The organism is Actinoplanes oblitus (assembly GCF_030252345.1).
GTDB classification, from domain to species: domain Bacteria; phylum Actinomycetota; class Actinomycetes; order Mycobacteriales; family Micromonosporaceae; genus Actinoplanes; species Actinoplanes oblitus.
This window is the reverse complement of sequence record NZ_CP126980.1, coordinates 3,500,234-3,522,691: the sequence shown is the minus strand read 5'-3', so window position 1 is coordinate 3,522,691 and position 22,458 is coordinate 3,500,234. Positions and strand designations below refer to the sequence as shown.

The 22,458-nt window shown below is 72.0% G+C and carries 23 protein-coding genes; 10 read left to right on the top strand and 13 right to left on the bottom strand.

Annotation, left to right across the window (positions count from 1 at the left end):
* Nucleotides 1–213 precede the first annotated feature (213 nt).
* Nucleotides 214–837 carry a response regulator transcription factor gene (locus Actob_RS15755; protein WP_284922328.1) on the bottom strand — a complete coding sequence of 208 codons (624 nt, stop codon included), beginning with the start codon at nt 835–837 and terminating at the stop codon, nt 214–216.
* 344 nt (nt 838–1,181) lie between these two features.
* A complete protein-coding gene (locus Actob_RS15750; RefSeq protein WP_284920933.1) occupies nt 1,182–2,306 on the bottom strand; it encodes a sensor histidine kinase in 1,125 nt (374 codons plus the stop codon).
* A gap of 198 nt (nt 2,307–2,504) precedes the next feature.
* On the opposite strand from Actob_RS15750, the gene Actob_RS15745 reads away from it, so the two are divergent.
* The 4 genes from Actob_RS15745 (at nt 2,505) to Actob_RS15730 (ending at nt 7,264) form a co-directional block, all read left to right on the top strand.
* Nucleotides 2,505–3,467, top strand: a complete 963-nt coding sequence (locus Actob_RS15745; protein ID WP_284922327.1) for an ABC transporter permease — start codon at nt 2,505–2,507, stop codon at nt 3,465–3,467.
* Nucleotides 3,464–4,153, top strand: a complete 690-nt coding sequence (locus tag Actob_RS15740) for an ABC transporter ATP-binding protein (RefSeq protein WP_284920932.1) — start codon at nt 3,464–3,466, stop codon at nt 4,151–4,153. The genes Actob_RS15745 and Actob_RS15740 overlap by 4 nt, the downstream gene beginning before the upstream one ends.
* Nucleotides 4,150–5,010, top strand: a complete 861-nt coding sequence (locus Actob_RS15735) for an SMP-30/gluconolactonase/LRE family protein (protein WP_284920931.1) — start codon at nt 4,150–4,152, stop codon at nt 5,008–5,010. The genes Actob_RS15740 and Actob_RS15735 overlap by 4 nt, the downstream gene beginning before the upstream one ends.
* Before the next feature lie 385 nt (nt 5,011–5,395).
* Complete coding sequence (locus Actob_RS15730; RefSeq protein WP_284920930.1) at nt 5,396–7,264, top strand: S8 family serine peptidase; 1,869 nt, start codon at nt 5,396–5,398, stop codon at nt 7,262–7,264.
* A 42-nt stretch (nt 7,265–7,306) separates the two neighbouring features.
* Here the strand turns inward: Actob_RS15730 and Actob_RS15725 are convergent, their stop codons facing one another.
* From Actob_RS15725 to Actob_RS15710, 4 genes are all read right to left on the bottom strand, one after another.
* A complete protein-coding gene (locus Actob_RS15725) occupies nt 7,307–8,242 on the bottom strand; it encodes a hypothetical protein (protein ID WP_284920929.1) in 936 nt (311 codons plus the stop codon).
* Between the two features lie 32 nt (nt 8,243–8,274).
* The gene (locus Actob_RS15720) at nt 8,275–9,606 is read right to left on the bottom strand and encodes a hypothetical protein (protein WP_284920928.1); all 1,332 of its coding nucleotides are present in this window, start codon (nt 9,604–9,606) and stop codon (nt 8,275–8,277) included.
* A gap of 64 nt (nt 9,607–9,670) precedes the next feature.
* Nucleotides 9,671–10,273, bottom strand: coding sequence for a TetR/AcrR family transcriptional regulator (locus Actob_RS15715; protein WP_284920926.1), 603 nt, complete (start codon nt 10,271–10,273; stop codon nt 9,671–9,673).
* A gap of 38 nt (nt 10,274–10,311) precedes the next feature.
* A complete protein-coding gene (locus tag Actob_RS15710) occupies nt 10,312–11,406 on the bottom strand; it encodes a MinD/ParA family ATP-binding protein (RefSeq protein ID WP_284920925.1) in 1,095 nt (364 codons plus the stop codon).
* A 132-nt stretch (nt 11,407–11,538) separates the two neighbouring features.
* Here Actob_RS15710 and Actob_RS15705 point away from each other — a divergent pair, with 132 nt between their 5' ends.
* The 4 genes from Actob_RS15705 to Actob_RS15690 all read left to right on the top strand — a co-directional run bounded on the left by Actob_RS15705 (nt 11,539) and on the right by Actob_RS15690 (nt 15,168).
* Nucleotides 11,539–12,480 (top strand): LLM class F420-dependent oxidoreductase, encoded by a 942-nt coding sequence (locus tag Actob_RS15705; RefSeq protein ID WP_284920924.1) that lies wholly within the window; start codon nt 11,539–11,541, stop codon nt 12,478–12,480.
* A 69-nt stretch (nt 12,481–12,549) separates the two neighbouring features.
* On the top strand, nt 12,550–13,206 hold the full coding sequence (locus Actob_RS15700; RefSeq protein ID WP_284920923.1) for an SDR family oxidoreductase: 657 nt from the start codon (nt 12,550–12,552) through the stop codon (nt 13,204–13,206).
* A 101-nt stretch (nt 13,207–13,307) separates the two neighbouring features.
* A complete protein-coding gene (locus Actob_RS15695) occupies nt 13,308–13,478 on the top strand; it encodes a hypothetical protein (RefSeq protein ID WP_284920922.1) in 171 nt (56 codons plus the stop codon).
* A 355-nt stretch (nt 13,479–13,833) separates the two neighbouring features.
* Nucleotides 13,834–15,168: an MFS transporter gene (locus Actob_RS15690; RefSeq protein WP_284920921.1), complete on the top strand. Its 1,335-nt coding sequence runs from the start codon at nt 13,834–13,836 to the stop codon at nt 15,166–15,168.
* Nucleotide 15,169: 1 nt separating this feature from the next.
* Here the strand turns inward: Actob_RS15690 and Actob_RS15685 are convergent, their stop codons facing one another.
* Nucleotides 15,170–15,640 carry a hypothetical protein gene (locus Actob_RS15685; protein WP_284920920.1) on the bottom strand — a complete coding sequence of 157 codons (471 nt, stop codon included), beginning with the start codon at nt 15,638–15,640 and terminating at the stop codon, nt 15,170–15,172.
* A gap of 80 nt (nt 15,641–15,720) precedes the next feature.
* Here Actob_RS15685 and Actob_RS15680 point away from each other — a divergent pair, with 80 nt between their 5' ends.
* Complete coding sequence (locus tag Actob_RS15680) at nt 15,721–16,350, top strand: TetR/AcrR family transcriptional regulator C-terminal domain-containing protein (RefSeq protein ID WP_284920919.1); 630 nt, start codon at nt 15,721–15,723, stop codon at nt 16,348–16,350.
* Between the two features lie 7 nt (nt 16,351–16,357).
* On the opposite strand, the gene Actob_RS15675 is transcribed toward Actob_RS15680, so the two are convergent.
* The 3 genes from Actob_RS15675 to Actob_RS15665 form a co-directional block, all read right to left on the bottom strand.
* Complete coding sequence (locus Actob_RS15675; RefSeq protein WP_284920918.1) at nt 16,358–16,648, bottom strand: protealysin inhibitor emfourin; 291 nt, start codon at nt 16,646–16,648, stop codon at nt 16,358–16,360.
* Nucleotides 16,649–17,722, bottom strand: coding sequence for a M4 family metallopeptidase (locus Actob_RS15670; RefSeq protein WP_284920917.1), 1,074 nt, complete (start codon nt 17,720–17,722; stop codon nt 16,649–16,651).
* Between the two features lie 141 nt (nt 17,723–17,863).
* A complete protein-coding gene (locus tag Actob_RS15665; RefSeq protein ID WP_284920916.1) occupies nt 17,864–18,508 on the bottom strand; it encodes a TetR/AcrR family transcriptional regulator in 645 nt (214 codons plus the stop codon).
* 65 nt (nt 18,509–18,573) lie between these two features.
* Between Actob_RS15665 and Actob_RS15660 the strand changes: the two genes are divergently transcribed.
* Entirely contained in the window at nt 18,574–18,990 is a 417-nt protein-coding gene (locus Actob_RS15660) for an ester cyclase (RefSeq protein WP_284920915.1), read from the top strand.
* On the opposite strand, the gene Actob_RS15655 is transcribed toward Actob_RS15660, so the two are convergent.
* From Actob_RS15655 to Actob_RS15645, 3 genes are all read right to left on the bottom strand, one after another.
* Nucleotides 18,956–20,728, bottom strand: a complete 1,773-nt coding sequence (locus Actob_RS15655) for an NAD-binding protein (RefSeq protein ID WP_284920914.1) — start codon at nt 20,726–20,728, stop codon at nt 18,956–18,958. The two genes, Actob_RS15660 and Actob_RS15655, sit on opposite strands and share 35 nt — an antisense overlap.
* 106 nt (nt 20,729–20,834) lie before the next feature.
* Nucleotides 20,835–21,773 (bottom strand): glycosyltransferase family 9 protein, encoded by a 939-nt coding sequence (locus Actob_RS15650; RefSeq protein WP_284920913.1) that lies wholly within the window; start codon nt 21,771–21,773, stop codon nt 20,835–20,837.
* Nucleotides 21,770–22,453 carry an SDR family oxidoreductase gene (locus tag Actob_RS15645; protein ID WP_284920912.1) on the bottom strand — a complete coding sequence of 228 codons (684 nt, stop codon included), beginning with the start codon at nt 22,451–22,453 and terminating at the stop codon, nt 21,770–21,772. Before Actob_RS15645 ends, Actob_RS15650 begins: the two co-directional genes overlap by 4 nt.
* Nucleotides 22,454–22,458 lie beyond the last annotated feature (5 nt).

Below are 22,458 nucleotides of genomic sequence, written 5' to 3'. Positions count from 1 at the left end.
GCCCCGGTCTCGGCGTCGCCGGCCGGTTGTAGTCGCGCCACACCGACCGGCCGGGGGTCGCGCCACCACCAACCGGTTGTAGCCGCGCCACACCGACCGATCGGGGGTCGCGCCACCACCAACCGGCCGGGGCCGCGCCACCGCTCGCCGGTTGTAGCCGCCACACCGACCAACCGCGGGTCGCGCCACCACCAACCGACCGGGGCCATGCCGCTAACGGCTGATCAGTCCGAGGTCGGTGGCGGCGGCGATCGCGGCGGTCCGGGAGTCGACGTCGAGTTTCGCGTAGATCCGTGCCAGGTGCGATTTGACCGTGCCCGCGGTCAGATGCAGCCGGGCACCGATCGCCTGATTCGACAGACCCTCGGCAACGAGCGCCATCACCTCGATCTCCCGGCGGGTCAGCACCCGCGCGGGATTACGCACCCGCCGCAGCAGCCGGTCCGCGATCGCCGGCGCCAATGTCGGCCGGCCCGCCGCCGCGGTGCGCACCGCCTCGATCAGAACGTCCGCGGAGGCGTCCTTCAACAGATACGACGTGGCACCGGCATCGAGCGCCGGCAGCGTGTCCGCGTCAGTGCCGTAGGTCGTCACGATCACCACCCGCGGCGCCCTCGCCCGGGTGGTGATCGCGGCGGTGGCCTCGGCCCCGGTCATCCCGCCCCGGAACCGCAGATCCATCAGCACCACGTCGATGTCACCCGCCGCGGACCGGTTCACCGCCTCCTCCGCCGTAGCTGCCTCGGCGACCACCTCCAGACCCGGTTCCGTCTCCAGCACCGCACGGAACCCGGCCCGCACGATGGGATGGTCGTCCGCCACCAGAACCCGGACCACCGGCCGGCCCCCACCGGAAGCCGCCACCGACCCGCTCCCGTCGGAAACCGCCGCCGGCCCGCCCCCACCGGAAACCGCCGCCGGCCCACTCCCGTCGGAAACCGCTGTCGGCGCGCCCCCAGAGGGAACCGCCCCCGCCCCGCTCCCATCGGGACCCGCTATCGGCCCATTCCCGCCGGGAACCGCCGCCGACCCGCTCTCACCGGGAGTTGTCATCGCCCCCACCCCCGAGAATTGCCATCAGCCCGCTCCCCAAGGAACCGCCATCAGCCCGCTCCGCCCGGAAATCGCGATCGGCACACCCACCCCGGGAACCGTCATAGGCACACTCACCCCGGGAACCGTCATGGGGACGCTCCAACCGGCAGTTGCACGGCCAGCGCGGTCCCGCCACCGGTCGTGGACTCGATGGTGAAGGCGCCACCCAACTCCCGGGCCCGCGCATCCATCCCGGCCAGGCCGAATCCGGCGCCCGACCGCGCCGTATCGAAGCCGCGCCCGTCGTCCACCACATCCAACGCGACATGATCGCCGAGGAAGCTCAACGTCACGTCCACCGTCTCGGCGCCCGCGTGCCGGACCGTGTTGGCCAGCGCCGACTGCGCGATCCGCAGCAACGCGGTCTCGGTCTCGGCGCGCAGCGGCACCGGGTCACCGGTGTGCTGGAAACGTGCGGTCAACCGATGCCGCTCGGCTGTCGTGGCGCACAGCCCGTCCAGCGCCTCGATCAGCCCGGCCTCCAGTGCCGGCGGGGTCAGCTCGGCCACGAACCGGCGTGCCTCGGCGAGATTGTCGGTGGCGGACTGCCGGGCCTGGCCGACGTAGCCGGCGGCGACCGCCACTCGGTCGGGCAGGGCTCGCTCGGCGGCGCTGAGCAGCAGCTGGATGCTGGTCAACCCCTGCGCGAGGGTGTCGTGGATCTCCCGCGCCAGCCGCTCCCGCTCGGCCAGCACCCCGGCGGCCCGTTGTGCCTCGGCCAGGTCGGCGCGGGTCGCGGTGAGCTCCTCGATCAGTCGCCGGCGCTGCTCGCTCTCCCGGTAGAGCGCTTGATAGCCCCACACCACCGCCACCGCGACCGCGCCGCCGAGCAGCGGCCCGATCACGGTGGCGACCGCCAGCTCACCGGTGTGCAGGGCGAACCCGAAGGCCGCGATCAGAGCGGTGCCGACCACGGTGACGACCGCGGTGCGTCGGGCCAGCAGGTGCAGCTGCAGGAAGTAAAGCGGAAAGGCCAGCCACACCGCGTCGGCCACCAGCGCCAGCAGTAACACCCAGATGATGCTGACGCCGATCAGCCACGCCCGGGCGACCAGCCGGGAATTGCGGACAAGCGGCAGCAGCCCCGCGATGAAGACCAGCCCGAACATGCAGGCGATGGCGAGGCCGGGCAGCGGGGCCCGGCTGGCGGCCAGGACGAGCAGTCCTCCGACCATCAGCTGCAGGCACCAGAGCAAGGCGGTGACGTTCATGGTCCCCCAAGCCTAGGGATTCCGATCGCCGCTTCGCCTCTATCGAAAGTTAGCAAGAACCATCGCCCAACGGCAGAAGCGACGACCCACACCCAGCCGCGAGGCTCGACGGGCAACACCGCTTCCGGACGAGAGGGCAGAGACACCGTGTTCGTCGCATGGCGCGACCTGCGGTTCGCCAAAGGCCGCTTCGCTCTGATGGGTGCCGTGATCGTCTTGATCACGCTGCTCGTCGGCCTGCTGTCCGGCCTCACGGCCGGCCTTGGGCAGCAGAACATCTCCGCGATCGCCGACCTACCGGCCGACCGGATCACTTTTTCCAACCAGCTTTCGTACGCGGACAGCACCGTCACCGCCGAGCAATGGCATCGCTGGTCCCACGTCCCCGGCGTCACCAGCGCCGAGCCGATCGGGATCAGCACCACGAAGGCCACGGCCGGGTCCCGCGGCGTCACGGTCTCCGCGTTCGGGGTGCGCCCCGGCTCCACGCTGGCCCGGGTCGGTCCCGATGAGGTGATCCTTTCCGTCCCGGCAGCCGCTGACCTCGGCGTGACCGGCGGCGACGTGATCACCCTCGGCGGTCGGCAACGCCGGGTGGCAGCGGTCCGGGGCGATGCAGCGTTCAGTCACCTGCCCGTCGTGTGGACCACGCTCGACGGCGACGCCACCGTGCTCGCCCTGCGCACCGACGGCGCCGACGTGGCCGCCGCCGACCGCGCGATCGGCACTCGCACGGTCCGGCGCGACGTTTCGTACGCCGCGATCGGCTCCTACCGCAGCGAGAACGGATCGTTGCAGCTGATGCGCGGTTTCCTGTTCGCCATCGCGGCGCTGGTGATCGGCGCGTTCTTCACGGTCTGGACGATCCAGCGCGGCCCCGACATCGCGGTGCTGAAAGCCCTCGGCGCCTCGACCGCCGCACTGCTCCGCGACGCCCTCGGCCAGGCCGCCGTCCTGCTGCTGGCCGGCACCCTGATCGGCGCCGCGCTCGCCGCCGCCGTCGGGGCGGCAGTCGCCGGGACGGTCCCGTTCCAGCTCACGCCGTCGACCCTGCTGCTGCCCGCGGCGGTGATGACAGCCCTCGGCATGCTGGGCGCCGCGCTGTCGATCCGCCGCATCACCACCGTCGACCCGCTCACCGCGCTGGGAAGTGCCCGATGACCCTCACGATCACCGACGTCACCCTGACCTATCCCGACGGCGACGCCCGGTTGACCGCCCTAGACCACGTCACCCTGGAGGTGGGCCGAGGGTGCCTGACAGCTGTCGTCGGGCCGTCCGGCTCCGGCAAGTCCAGCCTGCTCGCCGTCGCCGCCACCCTGATCACCCCGGACAGCGGCACCGTCGAGGTCGAGGGCGTCGCCGTGACCGGCCAGAGCCGCCGTGACCAGGCCCGGCTGCGGCGCCGCCGGATCGGCATCGTCTTCCAGCAGCCGAACCTGTTGCCGTCGCTGACCGCCGCCGAGCAGCTTCAGGTCATGGCGGACAGGCCGTCGACGGCCCGCCGGCGCGCGCTGGAGCTGCTCGACGCCGTGGGCTTGTCCGCGCAGGCCGCCCGGCGTCCGCACCAGCTCTCCGGTGGCCAGCGCCAGCGGGTCAACATCGCCCGCGCCCTCATGAACGATCCGACCGTCCTGCTCGTCGACGAGCCCACCAGCGCCCTCGACCACGACCGTGGTGCCGCGATCATCGACCTGCTCACCCGCCTGACGCACGAGCGGGCCACGGCGACCCTGCTGGTCACGCACGACCGTTCACACCTCGCTGGCGCCGACCGGACCGTCGAGATGGACAGTGGACACCTCACTGGCGCTGCCCGGACGCCCGGAGCAGGATGCGCGTTATGACGACATCTGAACCGCGACTGCTGGCCGAGGGCTTCACGATGCTCGAATCCGGCCGGTGGCACGAGGGCCGGCTGTGGGTGGCGCACTGGGCGTCCGCGGAGATCGTGGCGATCGCCATGGATGGGACGACCGAGCGGGTGGCCGACGCGCCACCCGGCTATGGGTGGTCGTTCGACTGGCTGCCCGACGGCCGGCTGCTCACCACGGGGCCCGGTCTGTCGCTGGCCGACGGGACGACCTATGGCCACCTCACCGACGTGGCCAAGCACGGCTGGAACGAGATCGTGACCACCACGACCGGCGACGTCTACGTCAACGGGTTCGAGTTCGATCTGGTCGGCGGCGGCGCGCCTAACCCGGGCGTGATCGCCCATGTCGCGCCGGACGGCGCGACCCGGATCGTGGCCGGAGACCTGCAGTTCGCCAACGGGATGGTGATCACCCCGGACGGCGGGACGCTGTTGGTTAGCGAGTCCTTCACGAGCCGGATCACGGCGTTCGACATCGCCGCTGACGGCTCGCTGGAAAACAGACGGGTGTGGGCCGACCAGGTCGCGCCGGACGGGATCTGCATCGACGCCGAGGGCGCGGTGTGGTGTGGGGCCCCGGGGATCCGGATGCTCGGCGGCGGGCCGGACGCTCCCGGGGGCGCGTTGATCAGGGTGCGCGAGGGTGGCGAGGTCACCGATCGCGTCGAGTTCGACCGCCCGATCTTCTCCTGCGCCCTTGGCGGCCCGGACGGGCGGACCCTGTTCGCCCTGGCCACGGAGTGGAGCGGCTTCGAAAACATCGACGCCAACGCAGCCGCCCGCACCGGCCGGGTACTAGCCGTCGAAGTCACCGTCCCAGCGCCTTGACCCGAAGCCAGCAACCCGGCCAGGCCGGGCAACGCTGGGATGAGCGAGCCAGGCCGGGGGGCTGGCCCGGGCTGGGGCGAGGCCGGCCAGGGCCAGGGCCGGGGCTGGGCGGGGCCGGGGGCTGGGCCGGGACGGGGGGCCGGGCCGGGGGCCGGGGGCTGGGCCGGGGCTGGGGCGGAGCCGGGCCGGGGCTGGGCTGGGGGCGGGGCTGGGTGGTTCATAAACAGTTTTGGAGGTTGAAGAAGCTCGACGACTCTTCATTGACCTGTCTCGCTGGGGCTGGTCGCTCCTACGTTCTGCCGCACAGCAGTTACGAAGGAGGAGATGCCCCATGTGGCGACGTCTTTCCACAGCGGGATTGGCCTTGGTCACGACCGTGACCACGATGGGTGTCGCGGGGAGCCCGGCCGCTGCGGCACCCGCCGGGCGGGTGCTCTACGCGGACAGCCCGGGGGCGGTGCCCGGGCGGTACATCGTGACGCTCAAGCAGCGTGCGGCCGTCGGCGATCAGGCGAGTGCCCTGGCCAGGCGGTTCGGCGGGCGGCTGCGGCACGTCTACGACCAGGTGCAGCACGGGTTCTCGATCGCGCTGCCGGAGAGCCAGGCGGGCAAGCTCGCGGCGGATCCCGCCGTCGCGGCCGTCGAGCAGGTGCAGCGGATCACCGTGCAGGACACCCAGAGCAACCCGCCGAACTGGGGGGACGACCGGATCGACCAGCGGAACCTGCCGCTGGACAGGGCGTTCACCTACCCGGCGAACCCGGGACAAGGAGTGACCGTCTACGTGCTGGACACCGGGCTGAACGCGAGCCACACCGACTTCACCGGGCGGGTCGGGCAGGGCATCGACATCGTCGACAACGACAGCAACCCGGCGGACTGCCACGGGCACGGTACGCACGTGGCCGGGACCGCGGCCGGCACCACCTACGGGATCGCCAAGAAAGCCCGGATCGTCTCGGTGCGGGTCCTCGACTGCCAGGGCACCGGCACCAACGACGACCTGATCGCCGGGATCGACTGGGTGCGGGCCAACGCACGCAAGCCGGCGGTCGCGAACTACAGCATCGGGTGCGGCAGCCGCTGCACCAGCCAGGCGATGGACAGCGCGGTGTCCAGCCTGATCGGCTCGGGTGTGCAGTTCGTGCAGGCGGCAGGCAACTCCGGCGACGACGCCTGCTACTACTCGCCGCAGGCGGTCGCCGCCGCGATCACGGTCGGGAACAGCACCAGCGCCGACGCCCGGAACAGCACCAGCAACTACGGATCGTGTCTGGACATCTTCGCGCCGGGGACGAGCATCGTGTCGGCGTCCTACTCCAGCAACACCGGCAGCGCGACGATGACCGGCACGTCGATGGCCTCACCGCACGTGACCGGCGCCGCCGCGGCCTATCTCGGCGCGAACCCGTCGGCGACGCCGGCCCAGGTCCGGGACGCGCTGGTCGGCAACGGCACCACCGGCAAGGTCACCAGTCCGGGCAGCGGGTCACCGAACGTGCTGCTCTACACCGGCTTCATCGGCGGCGGCACGCCCGGCGACCCGGCGATCGCCGATCCGGGCGCGCAGCGTACGCCGCTCGGCCAGCAGACCGACCTGCAACTCACGGTCACCGGCGGCACCAAGCCCTACAGCTGGAAGGCGTCCGGCCTTCCCGCCGGGCTCACGATCGGTGCGGACAGCGGACAGATTTCCGGAACGCCCACCGCAGCCGGCACGTCGAACGTCACCGTGACCGTCACCGACAGCGCCGGCCGGACCGGATCGACCACCTTCACCTGGACCGTCACGACCGGCGGCGACTGCCCGCCGGGCCAGCCGATCGGCAATCCCGGCTTCGAGAACGGCACCGCACCGTGGACCGCCACCGCCAACGTGATCGGCACCTGGTCGCAGTACCCGGCCCGGACCGGCACCCGCAACGCCTGGCTCAACGGGGGCGGCCAGGCGCAGACCGACACCATCGCGCAGCAGGTGACCCTGCCGGCCTGCGGCACCGTGGCGCTGCGCTTCTGGATCCGGATCACCACCGCGGAGTACGACGGCTCGGCGTACGACAGGCTGACCCTGACCGCGGGCGGCAGCACCGTGGCGACCTGGACCAACCTGGACCAGACGTCCGGGTATGTGGAGAAGGTGGTTGACCTGACCGCCTTCGCCGGGCAGACGGTGAACCTCACGTTCACCGGCGTGGAGGACTGGTCGCTGCAGACCAGCTTCGTGATCGACGACGTGACCGTCAGCGCGTCCTGATCCGCCTGCACCCGGCGGGATCGAGCGGCCCGACCGGGCCGCTCAGTCCCACTCCCAGCGCATCCCCACGATGCCCGGCGCCACGTCCGACGCCACCAGGTGGGCGCCGTGCGTCGACCCGATCCACGACTCCCAGAGCCCCTGGTCGGGAGCGTGGAAGCCGCGCCGCTGGAAACGGTGGCAGCGCGCCGGGACCGCGTCGTGGTGGAACTGCACCTGCAGCACATACTCGTTCACCGGCGTGGTGAACGCCCGGTAGTAGTTGACGGTAGGCACCCGCGACTCGCTGCGGTACTCGTGCTCGATCACCACCGTCTCCCCCTGCGCCAGCATCCGGTCGAAGACGATCTCGGCGGCCAGCAGCCCGGATCCCGGGTCGTTGCGGGTGCGCCCGATCCGGCAGTTGCGGATGGCGGTGAGCGAGGTGGTGGCGGTCAGGTCGTCGCTGGAGAAGATCCCCACGGTGCGGGAGACCCGGTCGACATTGGCCCGCAGCACCTGCCGGCAGGTCAGGCTGACTTCCTGCCGGTCCGGGCCGACGGTGTAGAGGTCGTGCAGGCTCAGCCGGGTCAGTTCGTGGTACATCCAGCGGTCCAGGCCACCGATCGCCCGGGCCACGCTCACCCCGTCGGAGAACAGCCGGTCGACCTCGATGGTGCCGGGCGGCCGGGTCAGCCACCGGCCGCGCGGGCGCCGCGGTCCGAGCTGGACCATCAGGGAGTCCTCGGGCAGGGCGAGGATCCGTTCGAGCAGCCGGACGGCCTTGAGCGATTCGGGGCGTTCGGGCCGGCTGCGCCCGCGCCGCCAGTAGCTGAGCGTGGTGAGGCTCAGGTTGATCCCGGCCGCCGCGAGTCGCTCCTGGAGTTCGTCGAGCCGCATCCCGCGGTCCTCGATCGCCAGGTGCAGCGCCGCCGAGAACGGCCCGGTCCGCAGCGCGTGCGCGAGGTCGCGCCCCAGCTCCGCCCGCCCGTCTTCCATGCCTGCCGAGTATCGTCGCCGATCGATCGGATTCAAAGACCTCTGACGTACGCCGCGCACTCCTTGTCGACCGTCGCCCAGGGCTTGCCGAACACCGACCGGGACGGGCCGTCGAGCCCGATGCCCTTCTGCACGACGTCCTGGAAGAAGCGCAGCGTCCGCTCCTTGCCGTATCTGCCGAACAGGAAGGTCACGGCGTAGTAGCCGACGGCGTACCGGCCGGCGGCATCCCGGTCGTCGGCGTCGTCGGCCGGCGGATCGACCGAGACCGACCGCAGTGTCCGCCGGTGCGGCAGATGGTCGAGCGCGTCCCGGTCCGGGTAGTCACCCGCGCCGGGCCGCTGCTGCTGGACGTACTCGGCCATGCCTTCGATGAGGAACCACAGGGCTTTTTGACTGTCGTGAGTGTCGTTGCGCAACGTGGCGACGTGGGCCAGCTCGTGGGTGAGCAACTCGTCAGTGAAGTCAGCGGTCAGCTCGGACGCATGCAGCTCGACCTCGATCCGATGCTCGCCGGTGGCAACCGCCATGCCGGCGACCCACGCTCCAGGCCGATGGTGGTACCACCGCCGCCAGGCGGCGTCGTCGGCGACGAAGACGCGATAACGGTCCACCTCGCCGGCGCCGATCCGGTACCGGTCCGCGACCGCGGCGGCCTTCTCCGCCCGGCGAGACAGGTCGGCGAGCCGGTTGCGGTATCTCGGCGGTACGGCGACCAGCGTGCGAGCGCCCACCTGGGCGATCAGCTCGGTCGTCTCCCAGGGCCGGTTGTACGACCGGGAGTCGACCGATTCGCAGGTGAAGCAGTGCGACCTGCCGTCGTTCTGCCTGAAGCCGACCAGCCGGAGGCCCTCCGGGGCCTGCGCCCAGACGCTGTCGAAGACGGTCTCGTCGGTGCCGCAGTCCGTCTCCACGAAACAGTGGTCGACGACGTGCACGACCTGCCAGGTGCCCGCCTTCGGCAGCGCGCGTGGTTGTCCGTCGACGCGCTGGTCGAAGCGGGTCACGTGCAGTGCGCGTAGCGTCCGGAACCGCCGTCGCAGTTCGGCGCGCAGTGCCTTGTCACCCGGTGGCGCCCCGATGGCGAATTTGGTGAAGTCCCCGGTCAGCAGGCCCTCGGTCTGAACCTTCATGGCGGCCCGCACCTCCTCCCGGACCCAGGTCTGGAATTCGAAGAGGGGTGCGCCGGCGCTCGGGCGCGGCCAGCTCGGGGTGACCTCGCCGGGCGACGGCGCGGCCGGCCCCGCGGCGGATGCGGCGGCAGCCGGTGTGTGCCCGGCGCGGCAGGCGGTCAGGGCGGCCACGGCCAGCAGTGTCACGGCGCTCAGAAGCGCGATCCGCCGCCGGCGACGATTGATGATCACGAGTGGCGAGCATAGACGTTCGCAAGATCGACCAGGGGTGGGTCACGGCCGGGGAAGGAACGAGTCAGGCGCCGTGCTCGGCGCGGACCAGGGCGCGGGCGGCGGCGACCGCGCGGGCGGCGATGGCGTCGACCGTCGAGGAGCCGCGGGCGAAGAAGCCCTCGGCGAACAACGACGTGTAGCCGTGCCCGACCGCGATGATCGCCTCGACCAGGGCGACAGCCTGCTGGTAGGTCGGGACGTCGGTGGCCGTGGCCAGTTCCAGGACGGTGTCCATCAGGGCTCGGGTGTGCTCCCGGCGAGCGTCGTCGCCCACCCGGTACAGCTCCGGGGCGTAGATCACGTGCAGCCCGGCGCCGGTGCTCACCACGTACCGGAAATAGGCGCCGGCGACAGCGGCCAGACGGTCGGCCGGATCCGGGCCGGAGTCCCCGGCGGCCGCGAGGATCGCGGACCGCAGGTCGCGCGCGGCCGCGCCGGACACCGCCGACAGCAGGTGGTCGCGGTCCGGGAAGTGACGGTACGGCGCGGCCGAGCTGACCCCCAGCTTGCGGGCCACGGCGGCCACCGAGAAGCGGCGCAGCCCCACCTCGGCGAGCAGCTCGAAGCTGGCGGTGATCAGGGCGGCGCGCAGGTCGCCGTGGTGATAGGCCCGCTCGCGCGACATGCCGCCTCCCCGCCGCCCAGTGTAAGTTGCCTCTTACATTACAACCCCTCAGCGATCGCCGCGGTGGCCTCCAGCCAGGCCGCGTGGCTGGCCGGGGAGAGCGCGTCGTAGGCGATCGGTCCGCCGCCGATCAGCGCGGCATCGTACGGTACGTCGACGACCGCCCGGGTGAGCTGCCCGAAGTGCCGGTGCAGCCGGGCCCGCAGCGCCTTGTCCGCGACGGCCGCCGGTTCGGCGAGCACCGTGACGGCGTTGGCGACGAGCTCGCCGCGGCCGGAGGTGTTCAGCGCGTCGGCCATCCAGGCGGCACTCTGCGCGGTGTCCTCGCGCACCGTCGAGACGATCACCAGCTGGTCGGCCTCGGCGACGGCGGCCTCCCAGTTGCTGGCCCGCATGTTGTTGCCGGTGTCGACGACCATCACCCGGTAGAAGCGGCTCAGGGTGCGGTGCAGATCCTTGAAGGCCGCGGCGTCGATGCTGGCCGAGGACTCCGCGTCCTCGTCGGAGGCCAGCACGTCGAACTGCGCGTCGCCCTGGGAGCGCACGTAGTTGTCGAGATCGCCCACCCGGGCGCTGCGGACGTCGGCGAACCGGTCCAGGTCGCGCAGCAGGTCCACGGCGGTGTTGGTGTGCCGGGCCGGGTTGGCCCGCCAGCCCATCGTGCCGCGCGTCTCGTTGTTGTCCCAGCCCAGCACGTAGCCGCCCCGGTGGATGCCGAGCGTCCGGGCGATCATCAGTGTGGTGGTGGTCTTGAAGGCGCCGCCCTTGGGGTTGACGACCACCACGGTCTTGGGCCCGTCCAGGCTGCGCTGCACCGACGCCACCGCCACCCGGTGCCGCACCTCGGCGGGCCCGGGGCCGAGCGCGAGCAGTCCGCCGGAGGCGCGCCGGACCGCGGCGCGCCAGCCGGTTTTGGCCGGGCCCATCGGCGGCGCGGGCCGGTCGGCGAGCAGGTCGTCCAGGGTCGGCGGGCCGGTGGTGGCCGGCGGCGCCTCCGGAACCGCCGCCGGGCCCCGCTTGACCAGCACCGGGGGCGGCGGCGGCAGGGTCGCCCACGGTCCGGCTGCCGGAGCCGGCTCGGCGGGCGGGGGGTCCTGCACCCACGGTGGGTAGCTCCCGTTGTCTGTTGACATGTCGCCTCCAGCGCCTCGACACCCAGTGCCATATATCAATATCAAAGCGCGTCTCGCGGCGACGGGCGCCACGACGGTGTAAGTTAGCTCTTACATTGAGGTGAGAGTCCTCTAACATTGGCGGAGGCAAGCGTGAGCATCCGGCTCGGGTACCAGATTCCGAACTTCACCTATCCCGGCGTACCGGTCGAGAACCTGTTCGACACGGTCGCCGCGCAGGCGCGGGAGGCCGAGGCCGCCGGGTTCGACACCGTGCTGGTGATGGACCATTTCTACCAATTGCCGGGGATCGGCACACCGGATCAGAACATGCTCGAGGCGTACACCACGCTCGGCGCGCTCGCGTCGGCGACCTCGACGATTCAGCTGTCCACGCTGGTGACCGGCAACACGTACCGTAATCCGGCTCTGCTGGCCAAGACGGTGACCACTCTCGACGTGGTGTCGAAGGGGCGGGCGATCCTCGGCATCGGGGCCGGCTGGTTCGAGCGCGAGCACCACGACCTGGGCTTCGAGTTCGGCACGTTCGGGCAGCGCTTCGAGCGGCTCGAGGAGGCGCTGACGATCATCGCGCCGATGCTCAAGGGTGAGCCGGCCAGCCTCGACGGCAAGTGGTACACGGCACGCGGGGCGATGAACAATCCGCGACTGCGCCCGAGCATCCCGATCATGCTGGGCGGCTCCGGCGAGCAGAAGACGTTCCGGCTGGCGGCCCGCTTCGCCGACCACATGAACATCATCTGCGACGTGGACGACCTGGCCCGCAAGGTCGGCGTGCTGCGCGAGCGGTGCACGGAGATCGGCCGCGACCCGGCGACCCTGGCCACGAGCTACCTGGTCATGGGCATGATCGGCGAGGACGAGGCGGAAGTGCGGGAGCTGGCCGCGTCGATCCCGGAGGACCGGCGCAACCGGGCCTTCCTCGGTACCGCGGAGCAGGTGGCCGAGCAGCTGCACGAGAAGGTGATCGGCGCCGGGATCGACGGGATCACCATCAACCTGATCCGCAACGGCCACCGGCCGGGGCTGGTCACCACGGTGGCCGAGGCACTCAAGCCCATCGTCAAGGCCTGACCGGTGACACCGGCGGAGACCGGGCGAGCCCCGGTCCCCGCCGGACTTTCAGGCGAGTAGCGTGACGGAATGGACCAAACGCGTGTTCTTGTCGTGGGCGGGCACGGGAAAGTGGCCCGGCTGCTCCTGCCGCTGCTGATCGAAGCCGGACACGAGGTCACAGCGGTGTTCCGCAATCCGGAGCATCGCGCGGACGTGGCGGCCTCCGGTGCCACCCCGCTGGTCGCCGACGTCGAGGCGCTCGGTGTCGCGGAGCTGGCCGAGCTGTTCGGCGGGCACGACGCGATCGTGTGGTCGGCCGGTGCCGGCGGCGGCAACCCGGCGCGCACCTACGCGGTGGACCGGGACGCCGCGATCCGCTCGATGGAGGCGGCGGAGCTCGCCGGCGTCCGCCGCTACCTGATGGTCTCCTACTTCGGTTCGCAGCTCGACCACGGGGTGCCCGCCGACAGCGGCTTCTTCCCGTACGCGGAGGCGAAGGCCGCCGCCGACACCCAGCTCGCGCGGACCGGCCTGAACTGGACGATCCTCGGACCCAGCCGGCTCACCGACGACCCGCCGAGCGGGCGGATCGAGACCGCGGCCGAGGGCGCCACGGCCGGCGCGGTCAGCCGGGCCGACGTCGCCGCGGTGGTGCTGGCCGCCCTGCACGACCCGGGCACCGTGCACCGCACGATCCGGTTCAACGCCGGCGCCACCGCGATCGCCGACGCCCTGCGGGAGTGAGTCGCGGCGAAAGCGCTGGTCGTTTGCCCGGCACCGGGGCGGGTATGCGGATCTTGAAGCCCGCCCCGGAGCGGGGCGGGCCCCGCCGCGAGGGGGCCGAGATGCCGATCCAACGCCTGCCGTCCGACCCGGACCGCTACCCGCCGCTGGACCCCGGAGCGCCGATTCCCGACGACCCGGGCGAGCTGTCCCCGGACAGCCCGGACCCGCTCCCGCCGGCGCCGGCCGAGCCGATGCCCGTCGAGCCGGAGCGCGAACCGGAACCCGCCTGATCCGCCGCACCGGCCCGGCCGGTGGGCGCCCCGTCATCGGCGCCTCCGGCGGCCCGGGGCAGCGTATGACGGACTCACTGTGCGACTTCGGGAACATCATTTCTTCGAGTCGAGTAGCCGATAAACGCGACCCGGCACAGTTGACCTTCGATGGCCTGACCTGCGGGAAATACCGATCCACCGGGGGTGGCGCAGTCCCGTAGGTGACGCTAAGTGGCTATCGCCCCATCGATCGTCGACTACCCGCCGTGGCCCGCTGACATTTACCGTGCGAGAGAACCGCCCCGCCTTTTGCCGAAGGATGCCGGATGGCGCTCTCGCACTACCCCTTGACGACACGGCCGGTGATGGCCGGGTGAGATGGCGTGGACTGACCGGTGTACTGAGCTCGCAGGCCTGCACGTTGTCGGCCAACCGGCTGCTCACCGTCGCCGTGCCCTGGCTGGTGCTGGACCGGACCGGCAGCGCCGCGCAGACCGGGCTGGTGGTGGCCTGCCAGGTCTTGCCGTACGCCTTCACCCAGTGGCTGGCCGGCCCCCTGCTGGACCGGGTCGGGCCGCGCCGGATCAGCATGGCCGGCGACGTGAGCTCGGCGTTCGTCCTGATCATCCCGGCCGTCTTCGGCACCCCGCCGCTCTGGCTGCTCACCCTGATGCTGGTGGTGGTCGGCTGTGCCGACGGGCCGGCCAGCGCCGCCAAGCGGATGCTGGTGCCGTTCGCCGCGGCCGACGCCGGCCAGTCCACCACCCGCGGCGTCGGCCTGGCCACCGCCGTGGAACGGACCGCCACCGCGGCCGGCACCGCGCTGGCCGGCTGGCTGGTCGCCACGCTCGGCGGCGATCGCGCGCTGTGGGCGGCCGCCGCGATGCTCGGCGCGGCCACCGTGATCGTCACGCTGACCGTGTCGGATCCGGTGCGCGATCGCGGCCGCGACGACCGGACCTATCTGGACCGGCTGCGCACCGGAACCGCGTTCCTGCGGCGCAGCCGGCCGCTGCGCGCGCTGACCGCGATGTTCGTCGTGACCAACCTGCTCGACCAGGCGCTGATGGCGGTGCTGCTGCCGGTCTGGGCACGCGCCGGCGGCTACGGCGCCACCGTGGTCGGGCTGGCGCTGAGCACGGTCGGGCTGGCCTCGATAGCGTCAGCGCTGGCCTCGGCCGGTTTCGGGGCGCGGCTGCCGCGCCGGGCGACGTACCTGATCGGGGTGCTCAGCAGCGGGCCGACCCGGATCGTCGTGCTCGCGCTGGGCCTGCCGCCCCAGGTGGTGATCGCGGTGTACGCCCTGGCCGGCATCGGCTCCGGCCTGTTCAACCCGCTGCTGGAGACGGTGCAGGTGGAGCTGATCCCGGCACCCCTGCGCGGCCGGGTGCAGACCCTGATCAGCGCGTGGGCCTGGGCCGGCATCCCGGTCGGCGGCCTGCTCGGCGCGGCCCTGCTGAACGCCGGCGGCCTGGACACGGCACTGTGGATCTGCGGGCTCGCCTATCTGGTGGCGGTGCTCCGCCCGGCCTGGCGGATGGACTGGTCGGCGCCGAAGCCGCCCGGCGAGCCGGTCCGGCTCCCGCCGCTCGGGCGCAACCGCCTCACCCGGATGCTCCGGGAACGCCCCAGCCCGCCGAACCGGGTCGAGCACCGCCACCCCCTCCGGCCCCGGGCGGACCGCAAGGCGGTGGCGGCCCGCCGCTGAGTCACAGGCTCGCGCTGGCCAGGAACGTGGTGACGGCCGCGGCCAGCATCAGGGCGTGCAGGATCATGTGCTCCAGGTTGGGGCGCGGGCGGTCGCCGATGCGGGGCAGCACGATCACGGTCCGGCCGTAGGTGCGGGCGTGCAGCTCGGACCAGGAGGCGCCGACACCGGCGGTGGCCCACGGCATGGTCACCCCGGCCAGGTAGGGCGACCACCAGAGCAGCAGGCCGCCCAGCACGGCCAGCGACTCCACGACGGCCCCGGCGTAGCCGAGCACCGGGATCGACGTCGCGGCGGCCACCGCCAGCAGCACCGCGGGCAGCGCCATGACCGGCGCGTTGATCGCCACCTCGGTGCGCCGCTCGGAGCGCGTGGCACCGCGGATGTTGTTGAACGGGAACAGGTCGGTCAGCGTCATCACCGCGTGATAGGCGACAGCGGCGAGGATCAGGGCCAGGGCGAGCGGGAACATCATCCACCTCCGGACGTCATGCTTACGGTGTAAGCTTTGCTAGCCTGACTTACACCGTAAGCTTCGTCAAGAGGGGAACCATGAAGGCCGGACTCAGCCGGGAACGGGTGCTCGACGCCGCGCTGGACTACGTGGACGCGCACGGGCTGCCCGCGCTGTCGATGCGCAAGCTGGGCGCGCAGCTGGGCGTGGAGGCGATGTCGCTCTACCGGCACGTGCCGAACAAGGACGCGCTGCTGGACGGCCTGGTCGACCGGGTGATGGAGACAGCGTTCGCCGGGCTGGGCGAGCCAGGGCCGGCGGGCTGGGAACCCTGGGTGCGCGACTTCGCCCACGCCATGCGAGCCGCCCTCAAGGCGCACCCGGGGGTACTGCCGCTGGCCGCGACCCGGCCGGTGAACTCACCGGACGCGCTGCGCATGTCGGAGCGCTGGCTGGCGGCGATGCGCGCGGCCGGGCTGCCGCTGGGCCGGGCGATGGACGTGGTGAACGTGGTGGCCACGTTCACTATCGGTCACACGCTCGCCGAGGTGGGCCGGACGCCGGGCCACGAGGGCTCCGAGCCCGACCTCGATCAGCGCTCCGGCGACCTCGATCCGGCCGAGTTCCCGAACCTCGTGGAGGTGATCACCACGCGGGCCGGGCTCGACTTCGACTCACGGTTCACCGAGGCCGTCGACATCCTGATCGCCGGCTATCGCGTACCGTAAATCGGTTTCAGTGGTCCTCCAGCCAGTCCAGCAGGGCGGCGAACTCGGCGCTCATCGCGGCGTCCGAGGCGGTCAGCGTGGTGCCACCGGCGGCCGACTCGGCCAGCACGGTGTAACTCATCGCGTCCCGGGCGGCCGGGCTCGTGGCCGGCGCCGCGGCGGAGGCGGCGGCCGCGATCAGCTCGCGCAACTCCGCCGCGTCCTCCGGCTTGAGGTCGGTGGTGTCGACGACCTTGGCCGGCAGCCGCGAGGTGATCGCGGCCGCCAGCCCGCCGTGCGTCGTGAGGGTCACGCGCATCTAGCGGCGCCCCACAAGTGTCGGAGTCGTGGTCACCTGGATGCCCACCTCGGCCCATGCCCCCTTCACCGTCTGCTGCTCGTCGCTGCCCGAGCCGTAGAGCTCCTCGGCCTTGCGGTACGTCGTGTCGGCGAACCCCTGGAAGTCGGTGGTCGGCGTCGACGCCTTCAACGACTCATACCAGATGTGCCCGGGCGCTTCCCAGGAGAATCCGCCGATCCCGATCGCGACCAGATAGAACGCCTTGTTCGGGATACCCGAGTTGTAGTGCACGCCGCCGTTGTCGCCCTCCGGGGTGTCCGGCTTCTTCACGTAGCGGTCCATGTGGTCGGGCTGCGGGTCCTTGCCGAACAGCTTGTTGTCGAACGCGGTGCCCGGCGCCTTCATCGACCGCAGCGCGTCGGCGTCGATCGTCGGGGTGAAGACCTCGGCGCCGATCAGCCAGTCGGCCTGGTCGGCGGTCTGCCGCAGCTTCCACTGCTTGACCATCGCGCCGAACACGTCGGACATCGACTCGTTGAGGGCGCCGGACTGGTTGCGGTACTCCAGGCCGGCGGTGTGCTCGGTGACGCCGTGCGCCAACTCGTGCGCGATGACGTCGAGCGAGGCGGTGAAGTCGGTGAAGACCTGCCCGTCGCCGTCCCCGAAGACCATCTCCTGGCCGTCCCAGAACGCGTTGTTGTAGCGGCGGCCGCGGTGCACGTAACCGCGCAGCCGCATGCCGTGGCCGTCGATCGAGTTCCGCTCGAAGACCTCCTGGTAGAACTGCCGGGTGTCACCGAAGCCGTCGTAGGCCCGGTTCACCGAGACGTCGGTGACCGCCTTGCCGCCCTCCGAGCGGACCAGTTTCGCCAGCGGCAGGTACGTGCCGTGCCGGCAGTCGTAGATGCTGCGCCGGCCGTCCTCGGGCGCCGCGAGGACGCCGGCGATCAGGCCGCGCACCGAGCGCTCCCCGGCCAACTGGGCCGTGGTGAGCAGGGTGGACATGGCGGCGTCGCGGATCTCTTGGTTATCGCTCTCCATGAGCTTGGTGAGGATGTAGGGCGGGGTGACGCAGCTGAGTCGGTGAGTCATGGGACACCTCAAATCCGGTGGTCGGTAAGAGATGAAGAGGCGGCGCGGCGGCCGGCAGATACATGTCTCAGCTGAAAGTGAGAAACTAGATACTCTCAGTGATCACCGGGTGGGTCGAGGCACGAGTCCCCATCCGGACAGCTAGGGCCTGTCCCCGAGCAACGCGGCGGCGACCGTGTCCACGTACCAGCGACGGAAGTCGGCCGGTGACCAGCCGCGCCGGCGCACCAGCCAGTCGTAGTTGCGCACGTCCATGGCGAGCCACAGCACGTCGGCCACCGTCTCGACGGTGTGCTCCGGGCGCAGTTCACCGCTGGCCAGCAGGTCGGCGGCGAACATCAGCATCCCGGCGCGGCGGTCGTCCTCGTTCTTGCGCCAGACGGCCGCCGCCTCCGGGTCGGCGGTGGCCGCGGCGGACAGGGCCAGCATCACCTGCGCCTGCCGGGCGTGCACCTCGGTCAGGTGCCGCGCGTACCGGTCCAGCCGGGCGCGGGTGCCGGACAGCGCGCGGATCTCCGCCACGAACCCGCGATCGGGCAGCGCCCGCGGCTCGTCGTCACCGGCGATGGTGACGTCGACCAGGGCGGAGAGCAGCGCCTGCTTGCTGCCGAAGGCCTTGTACAGCGTCTGGATCGCGACCCCGGCGCGCGCCGCGACGGCGGTCAGCGGGGTGGCGGCATATCCGGGGTCGACGAAGAGGACGGCGGCCGCCTCCAGGATCGCCCGGCGGGTCCGGCGGGCCTGCTCCTGACGGTACGCCGACACGTACGGCTTCTTGACAGCCACCGGGAGAGTGTAGGCACCATGTTGAGTAGAGCGTTGCTCTACCCAAAAAATGGAGAGGTGCCGACATGAGCATCGAGGCGTTCACCCAGCTCTTCGACGAGGTTTTCAGCAAGGGTGATCTCGACGCCGCCGACCGGCTGGTCGCGGACGAGATCATCGACCACCAGTTCGCTCCGGACGGCAGCCCGGGGCGAGTCGTCACCCGGGAGCAGTTCAAGCAGTTCGTCCGGATGCTCCGGGCCGGCCTGCCGGACCTGCGGTACACCGTGGAGGACGCGACCCGGGAGGGCGACAAGGTGTGGATGCGGGTCCGCGCCCGGGGCACCGACAGCGGCACCGGCCAGTTCGGGCATCCGCCGACCGGCCGGCCCGTCAGCATCGACGTGATCGACGTGGCCCGGTTCGTGGACGGCCGGATGGTGGAGCACTGGGGTGTGCCGGACCGGCTCAGCGTTCTCCAGCAGGTGGGCCACCACGCCTGAGGTCGGCGGCGTCGCGGCGCAGCACCTGCAACAGCTCCTCGTAGGGCCCGATCAGGTAGGCCTCGTCGCCCGCCGCGAACCGGGTGTCCCGGCGCGGCGGGTGCTCCAGGATCGCGCCGCGCCGGATCGCGACCACCCGGATGCGCGCCGACAGGTCACGCATCGCCAGCCCGTCCAGCCCGCCGGTCGCCGCCACGGTCAGCCGCCCGACCAGCATCAGCCGCGACCCGACGTAGAACGTGGCCAGCACGTCGAGGCCCAGCGCCGCCCCGACGAACCACGGCGCGGCCAGCGCGGCGGTCGACCGTGCCAGCCCGAGACCGAAGGTGCGCTCGACCGTGGTGGCCAGCGTCCGGTCGAACAGCCGCAGCACCACCGGCACCCGGCCCCACCGTTCGCCCAGCCGGTCCCGGACCGCCAGGCCGGTCTCCAGGTTGACCAGGTCGTCGCTGGTCAGCACGGCGACCGCCCGGGCCGAGGCGAGCTGCACCCGGTCCAGGGTGCGAGGCAGGGTGGCGTCCGCGACGAGCACCGGGACCCCGCTCTCGCGCACCTCGTCCAGATAGCGGTTGTTCTCGTCGGATTCGATCACCACGACCTCGGTGCCGGTGGCGCGCAGCCGTTCCACCACGCGTACCCCGACCGAGCCGATGCCGACCACCACCACGTGGTCGGTGAGCCGGTCGAGCAGGCGGTTGCCGAGCGCCTCCTGGATCTTGATGGAGACCAGCACGTTGGTGAGCAGGGCGATGAAGGTGGCGGCGAAGCAGGCGCCGAGGATCATCAGGCCGATCGCGAAGATCCGCAGCCAGGGTTCCTGGTGGCGGAAGTTGAAGTCGCCGTAACCGACGGTGGCGATCGACTCGACCGAGAAGTACACCGCGTCGAGCAGCGTCATCCGGGTGCCGTCCGGCTCGCGGTAGCCGAGCTGGAGCACCAGGATCGACATGTTCAGCAGCAGGAGCAGGGCGATCAGGGCGTACGCGATCCGGCGGTCCATCGCCCGCAGCACCGACCCGGCCAGCCGCAGCGACCGCGACACCCCTGCCGGCCCAGCCTCCGAGGCGTCACCGTCGGTGCCGATCACCCCGGCCGCGGCCAGCTCCTCCGGCGTGCCGAGCAGGGTCACCTGGTCGCCGGGCCGCACCTGATGGTCACGACCCGGCGAGATGACCACCTCACCGCCGTCACCGGGGCTGAGCGCGAGCGGGGCCAGCGATCCGTAGTGCGAGCGCAGCGTCCCGGTGAAGTCGATGACGACCTGGGCCGCGACGAACCTGTTCCCGTCCAGGTCGAGCTCGTGCGACCCGGTCCGCAGGCACGCCTCGACCACCGACGGCGCGGACAGCCCGGCCACGTCCAGCACGCTGATCTGCAGGTCGCCGAGGGCCCGGCCGACCGCCGGATTCCGCAGCTGCACCACCACCCGGACCTCGGGCCGCCGCTCGCGCATCAGCAGCGCCGCCTCGAGCGTGTGCAGGTCGTCGGCGAGCACGCAGATCACCGCCACCGCCTCGGGCAGGCCCGCCTCGTCGAGGGTCTCCAGCAGGCGCGGACTCCCGACGACGACCGGCACGCCCCAGCCGCGCACCACCCGGACCAGCCGCGGGTCGGCGTCGTCCTCCACCACGACCACCCGCACGCCCGCGTGGTAGAGCTGCTCGACGGTCCGCAGCCCGACGTCGTCGAGCCCGCACACGATCACATGCCCGGTCCGCGCGCCGGCATCCTCAGGCATGCCAAGAAGGCTAATGCCGCAGCCCGCGCCCCCGGATCGAAATCCGGCCAAGATCCGGAAAGGCGACGATCAAAGACTCGTTCACGCGGGTCCGGTCGGCCGCCGGTCAGCAGCGCGCCGAGGCCAGCGCCTGCCCGGCGGCGGCGAGGGTTTCCTCCACCGTCACCGCGAGCAGGGCCGGGTGCACGTCCGGGCCGGGGTCGTCGCCGCGCTCGCTGCGCGTGCCGTGCCAGATGACGCGGTGCCGCGGGCGGTCCGGCGGCGGCCCCCAGCGGGCCGGGGACATCGGGCCGAAGAGGGTCACCGACGGGGTCCCGAACGCGGTGGCCAGGTGCGACACCCCGGTGTCGCCGCTGATCAGGAGGCGGGCGCCGGCGATCAGACCGGCCAGCGCGGCCAGATCGGTGCCGGGCAGCGCCTCCGGGCCGAGGCCGGCGTCGGCGGCGACCTTGGCGGTGAGGTCGCGTTCGGCGGGACTGCCGGTGATCACGACGTGGTGGCCGGTGTCCTCCAGGCGGCGCGCCACCTCGGCATACCGCTCCGGTGGCCAGCGGCGCGACGGGGACTTCGCTCCCGGGTGCACGATGGTGACGCCGCTCCGGGCGTACCCGGATCGGGTTTCGAGTCTCAGGTCGGACTCGTCGGCGTCGATCCGATAGTGGCGCAGCAGCCGGCACCAGCGGCGGACCTCGTGCTCGTCGTCCGACCACTCCGGTCCGTCGAGATGACCCGCCGCGGCGTTGCGGAAGGCCCAGAGGCGCGCCGGGCGGGTCCCGAGCAGCAGTCGATGCGATTCCGGGCCGCTGCCGTGCAGGTTGACCGCCAGCTTCGGCGGGCTGCCGGCGAGCCAGTCCTGTGCCGGACCACCGAGGCCGTCGGTGGGCAGGACGCGGTCGACGCCGCCGATCAGGTCGATCAGCGGCGTCAGCCAGGTCGGTGCGGCGAGCACCAGCTCGTCGCCGGGGAACGCGGCCCGCAGGGCACGCAGCGCCGGCACCCCGGTCGCGAGATCGCCCACCCCGAGCGCGCGCAGGACCAGGATCACGGGTACGACGTCTCCGTCTCCCCCGCGATGACCAGCTCGCGCACCGCGCACCCGGCGGGCTGCCGCAACGCGAACAGGATCGCGTCGGCCACGTGGCACGGGTCGTTGAGCTTCGCGTCCGGCCCGGGCTTGTACCGGTCCTCCCGCTCGTCGAAGAACTTCGTCCGCATCCCGCCCGGGATGATCAGCGTGACGCCGACCTCCCCGGCCAGCTCGGCCGCGAGGGCCCGGGTGAAGCCGACCACCCCGAACTTGGCCGCGCAGTACGCCGTCGCGTCCGCCACCGCCTTGATCCCCAGCGTGGACGCGATGGTGACCACGCCGCCGTGCGACTCCCTCAGCTCCGGCAGCGCGGCCCGCACCACCGCCGCCGTGGCCAGCAGGTCCACCGCGACGATCCGGTCCCACACCTCCCCCGGTACGTCACCGAGCGAGCCCGGCACGTCGAACCCGGCCGCCGTGACCACCCCGTCGACCCGGCCGCCGGCCATCTCGATCGCCTTGCGGGTGGCCTGCTCGGCGGCCCGGGTGTCGGCCAGGTCGCACTCGATCCACGGCACGTCGTCGCGGGCCGGCTTCTGCCTGTCGATGACGAACGGCCGCCCGCCCGCCTTGATCACGTTGTCGGCGACAGCGGCCCCGAGCCCGCTCGATCCCCCGGTGATGATGACTGCGTCCATGCTGT

What these genes read in the sequence shown, in the direction of transcription:
- Actob_RS15750 (WP_284920933.1), bottom strand. Translation starts at nt 2,306, where the DNA reads ATGAACGTCACCGCCTTGCTCTGGTGCCTGCAGCTGATGGTCGGAGGA.
- Actob_RS15745 (WP_284922327.1), top strand. Translation starts at nt 2,505, where the DNA reads ATGGGTGCCGTGATCGTCTTGATCACGCTGCTCGTCGGCCTGCTGTCC.
- Actob_RS15740 (WP_284920932.1), top strand. Translation starts at nt 3,464, where the DNA reads ATGACCCTCACGATCACCGACGTCACCCTGACCTATCCCGACGGCGAC.
- Actob_RS15735 (WP_284920931.1), top strand. Translation starts at nt 4,150, where the DNA reads ATGACGACATCTGAACCGCGACTGCTGGCCGAGGGCTTCACGATGCTC.
- Actob_RS15730 (WP_284920930.1), top strand. Translation starts at nt 5,396, where the DNA reads ATGGGTGTCGCGGGGAGCCCGGCCGCTGCGGCACCCGCCGGGCGGGTG.
- Actob_RS15725 (WP_284920929.1), bottom strand. Translation starts at nt 8,242, where the DNA reads ATGGAAGACGGGCGGGCGGAGCTGGGGCGCGACCTCGCGCACGCGCTG.
- Actob_RS15715 (WP_284920926.1), bottom strand. Translation starts at nt 10,273, where the DNA reads ATGTCGCGCGAGCGGGCCTATCACCACGGCGACCTGCGCGCCGCCCTG.
- Actob_RS15710 (WP_284920925.1), bottom strand. Translation starts at nt 11,406, where the DNA reads ATGTCAACAGACAACGGGAGCTACCCACCGTGGGTGCAGGACCCCCCG.
- Actob_RS15700 (WP_284920923.1), top strand. Translation starts at nt 12,550, where the DNA reads ATGGACCAAACGCGTGTTCTTGTCGTGGGCGGGCACGGGAAAGTGGCC.
- Actob_RS15695 (WP_284920922.1), top strand. Translation starts at nt 13,308, where the DNA reads ATGCCGATCCAACGCCTGCCGTCCGACCCGGACCGCTACCCGCCGCTG.
- Actob_RS15685 (WP_284920920.1), bottom strand. Translation starts at nt 15,640, where the DNA reads ATGTTCCCGCTCGCCCTGGCCCTGATCCTCGCCGCTGTCGCCTATCAC.
- Actob_RS15680 (WP_284920919.1), top strand. Translation starts at nt 15,721, where the DNA reads ATGAAGGCCGGACTCAGCCGGGAACGGGTGCTCGACGCCGCGCTGGAC.
- Actob_RS15675 (WP_284920918.1), bottom strand. Translation starts at nt 16,648, where the DNA reads ATGCGCGTGACCCTCACGACGCACGGCGGGCTGGCGGCCGCGATCACC.
- Actob_RS15670 (WP_284920917.1), bottom strand. Translation starts at nt 17,722, where the DNA reads ATGACTCACCGACTCAGCTGCGTCACCCCGCCCTACATCCTCACCAAG.
- Actob_RS15660 (WP_284920915.1), top strand. Translation starts at nt 18,574, where the DNA reads ATGAGCATCGAGGCGTTCACCCAGCTCTTCGACGAGGTTTTCAGCAAG.
- Actob_RS15655 (WP_284920914.1), bottom strand. Translation starts at nt 20,728, where the DNA reads ATGCCTGAGGATGCCGGCGCGCGGACCGGGCATGTGATCGTGTGCGGG.
- Actob_RS15645 (WP_284920912.1), bottom strand. Translation starts at nt 22,453, where the DNA reads ATGGACGCAGTCATCATCACCGGGGGATCGAGCGGGCTCGGGGCCGCT.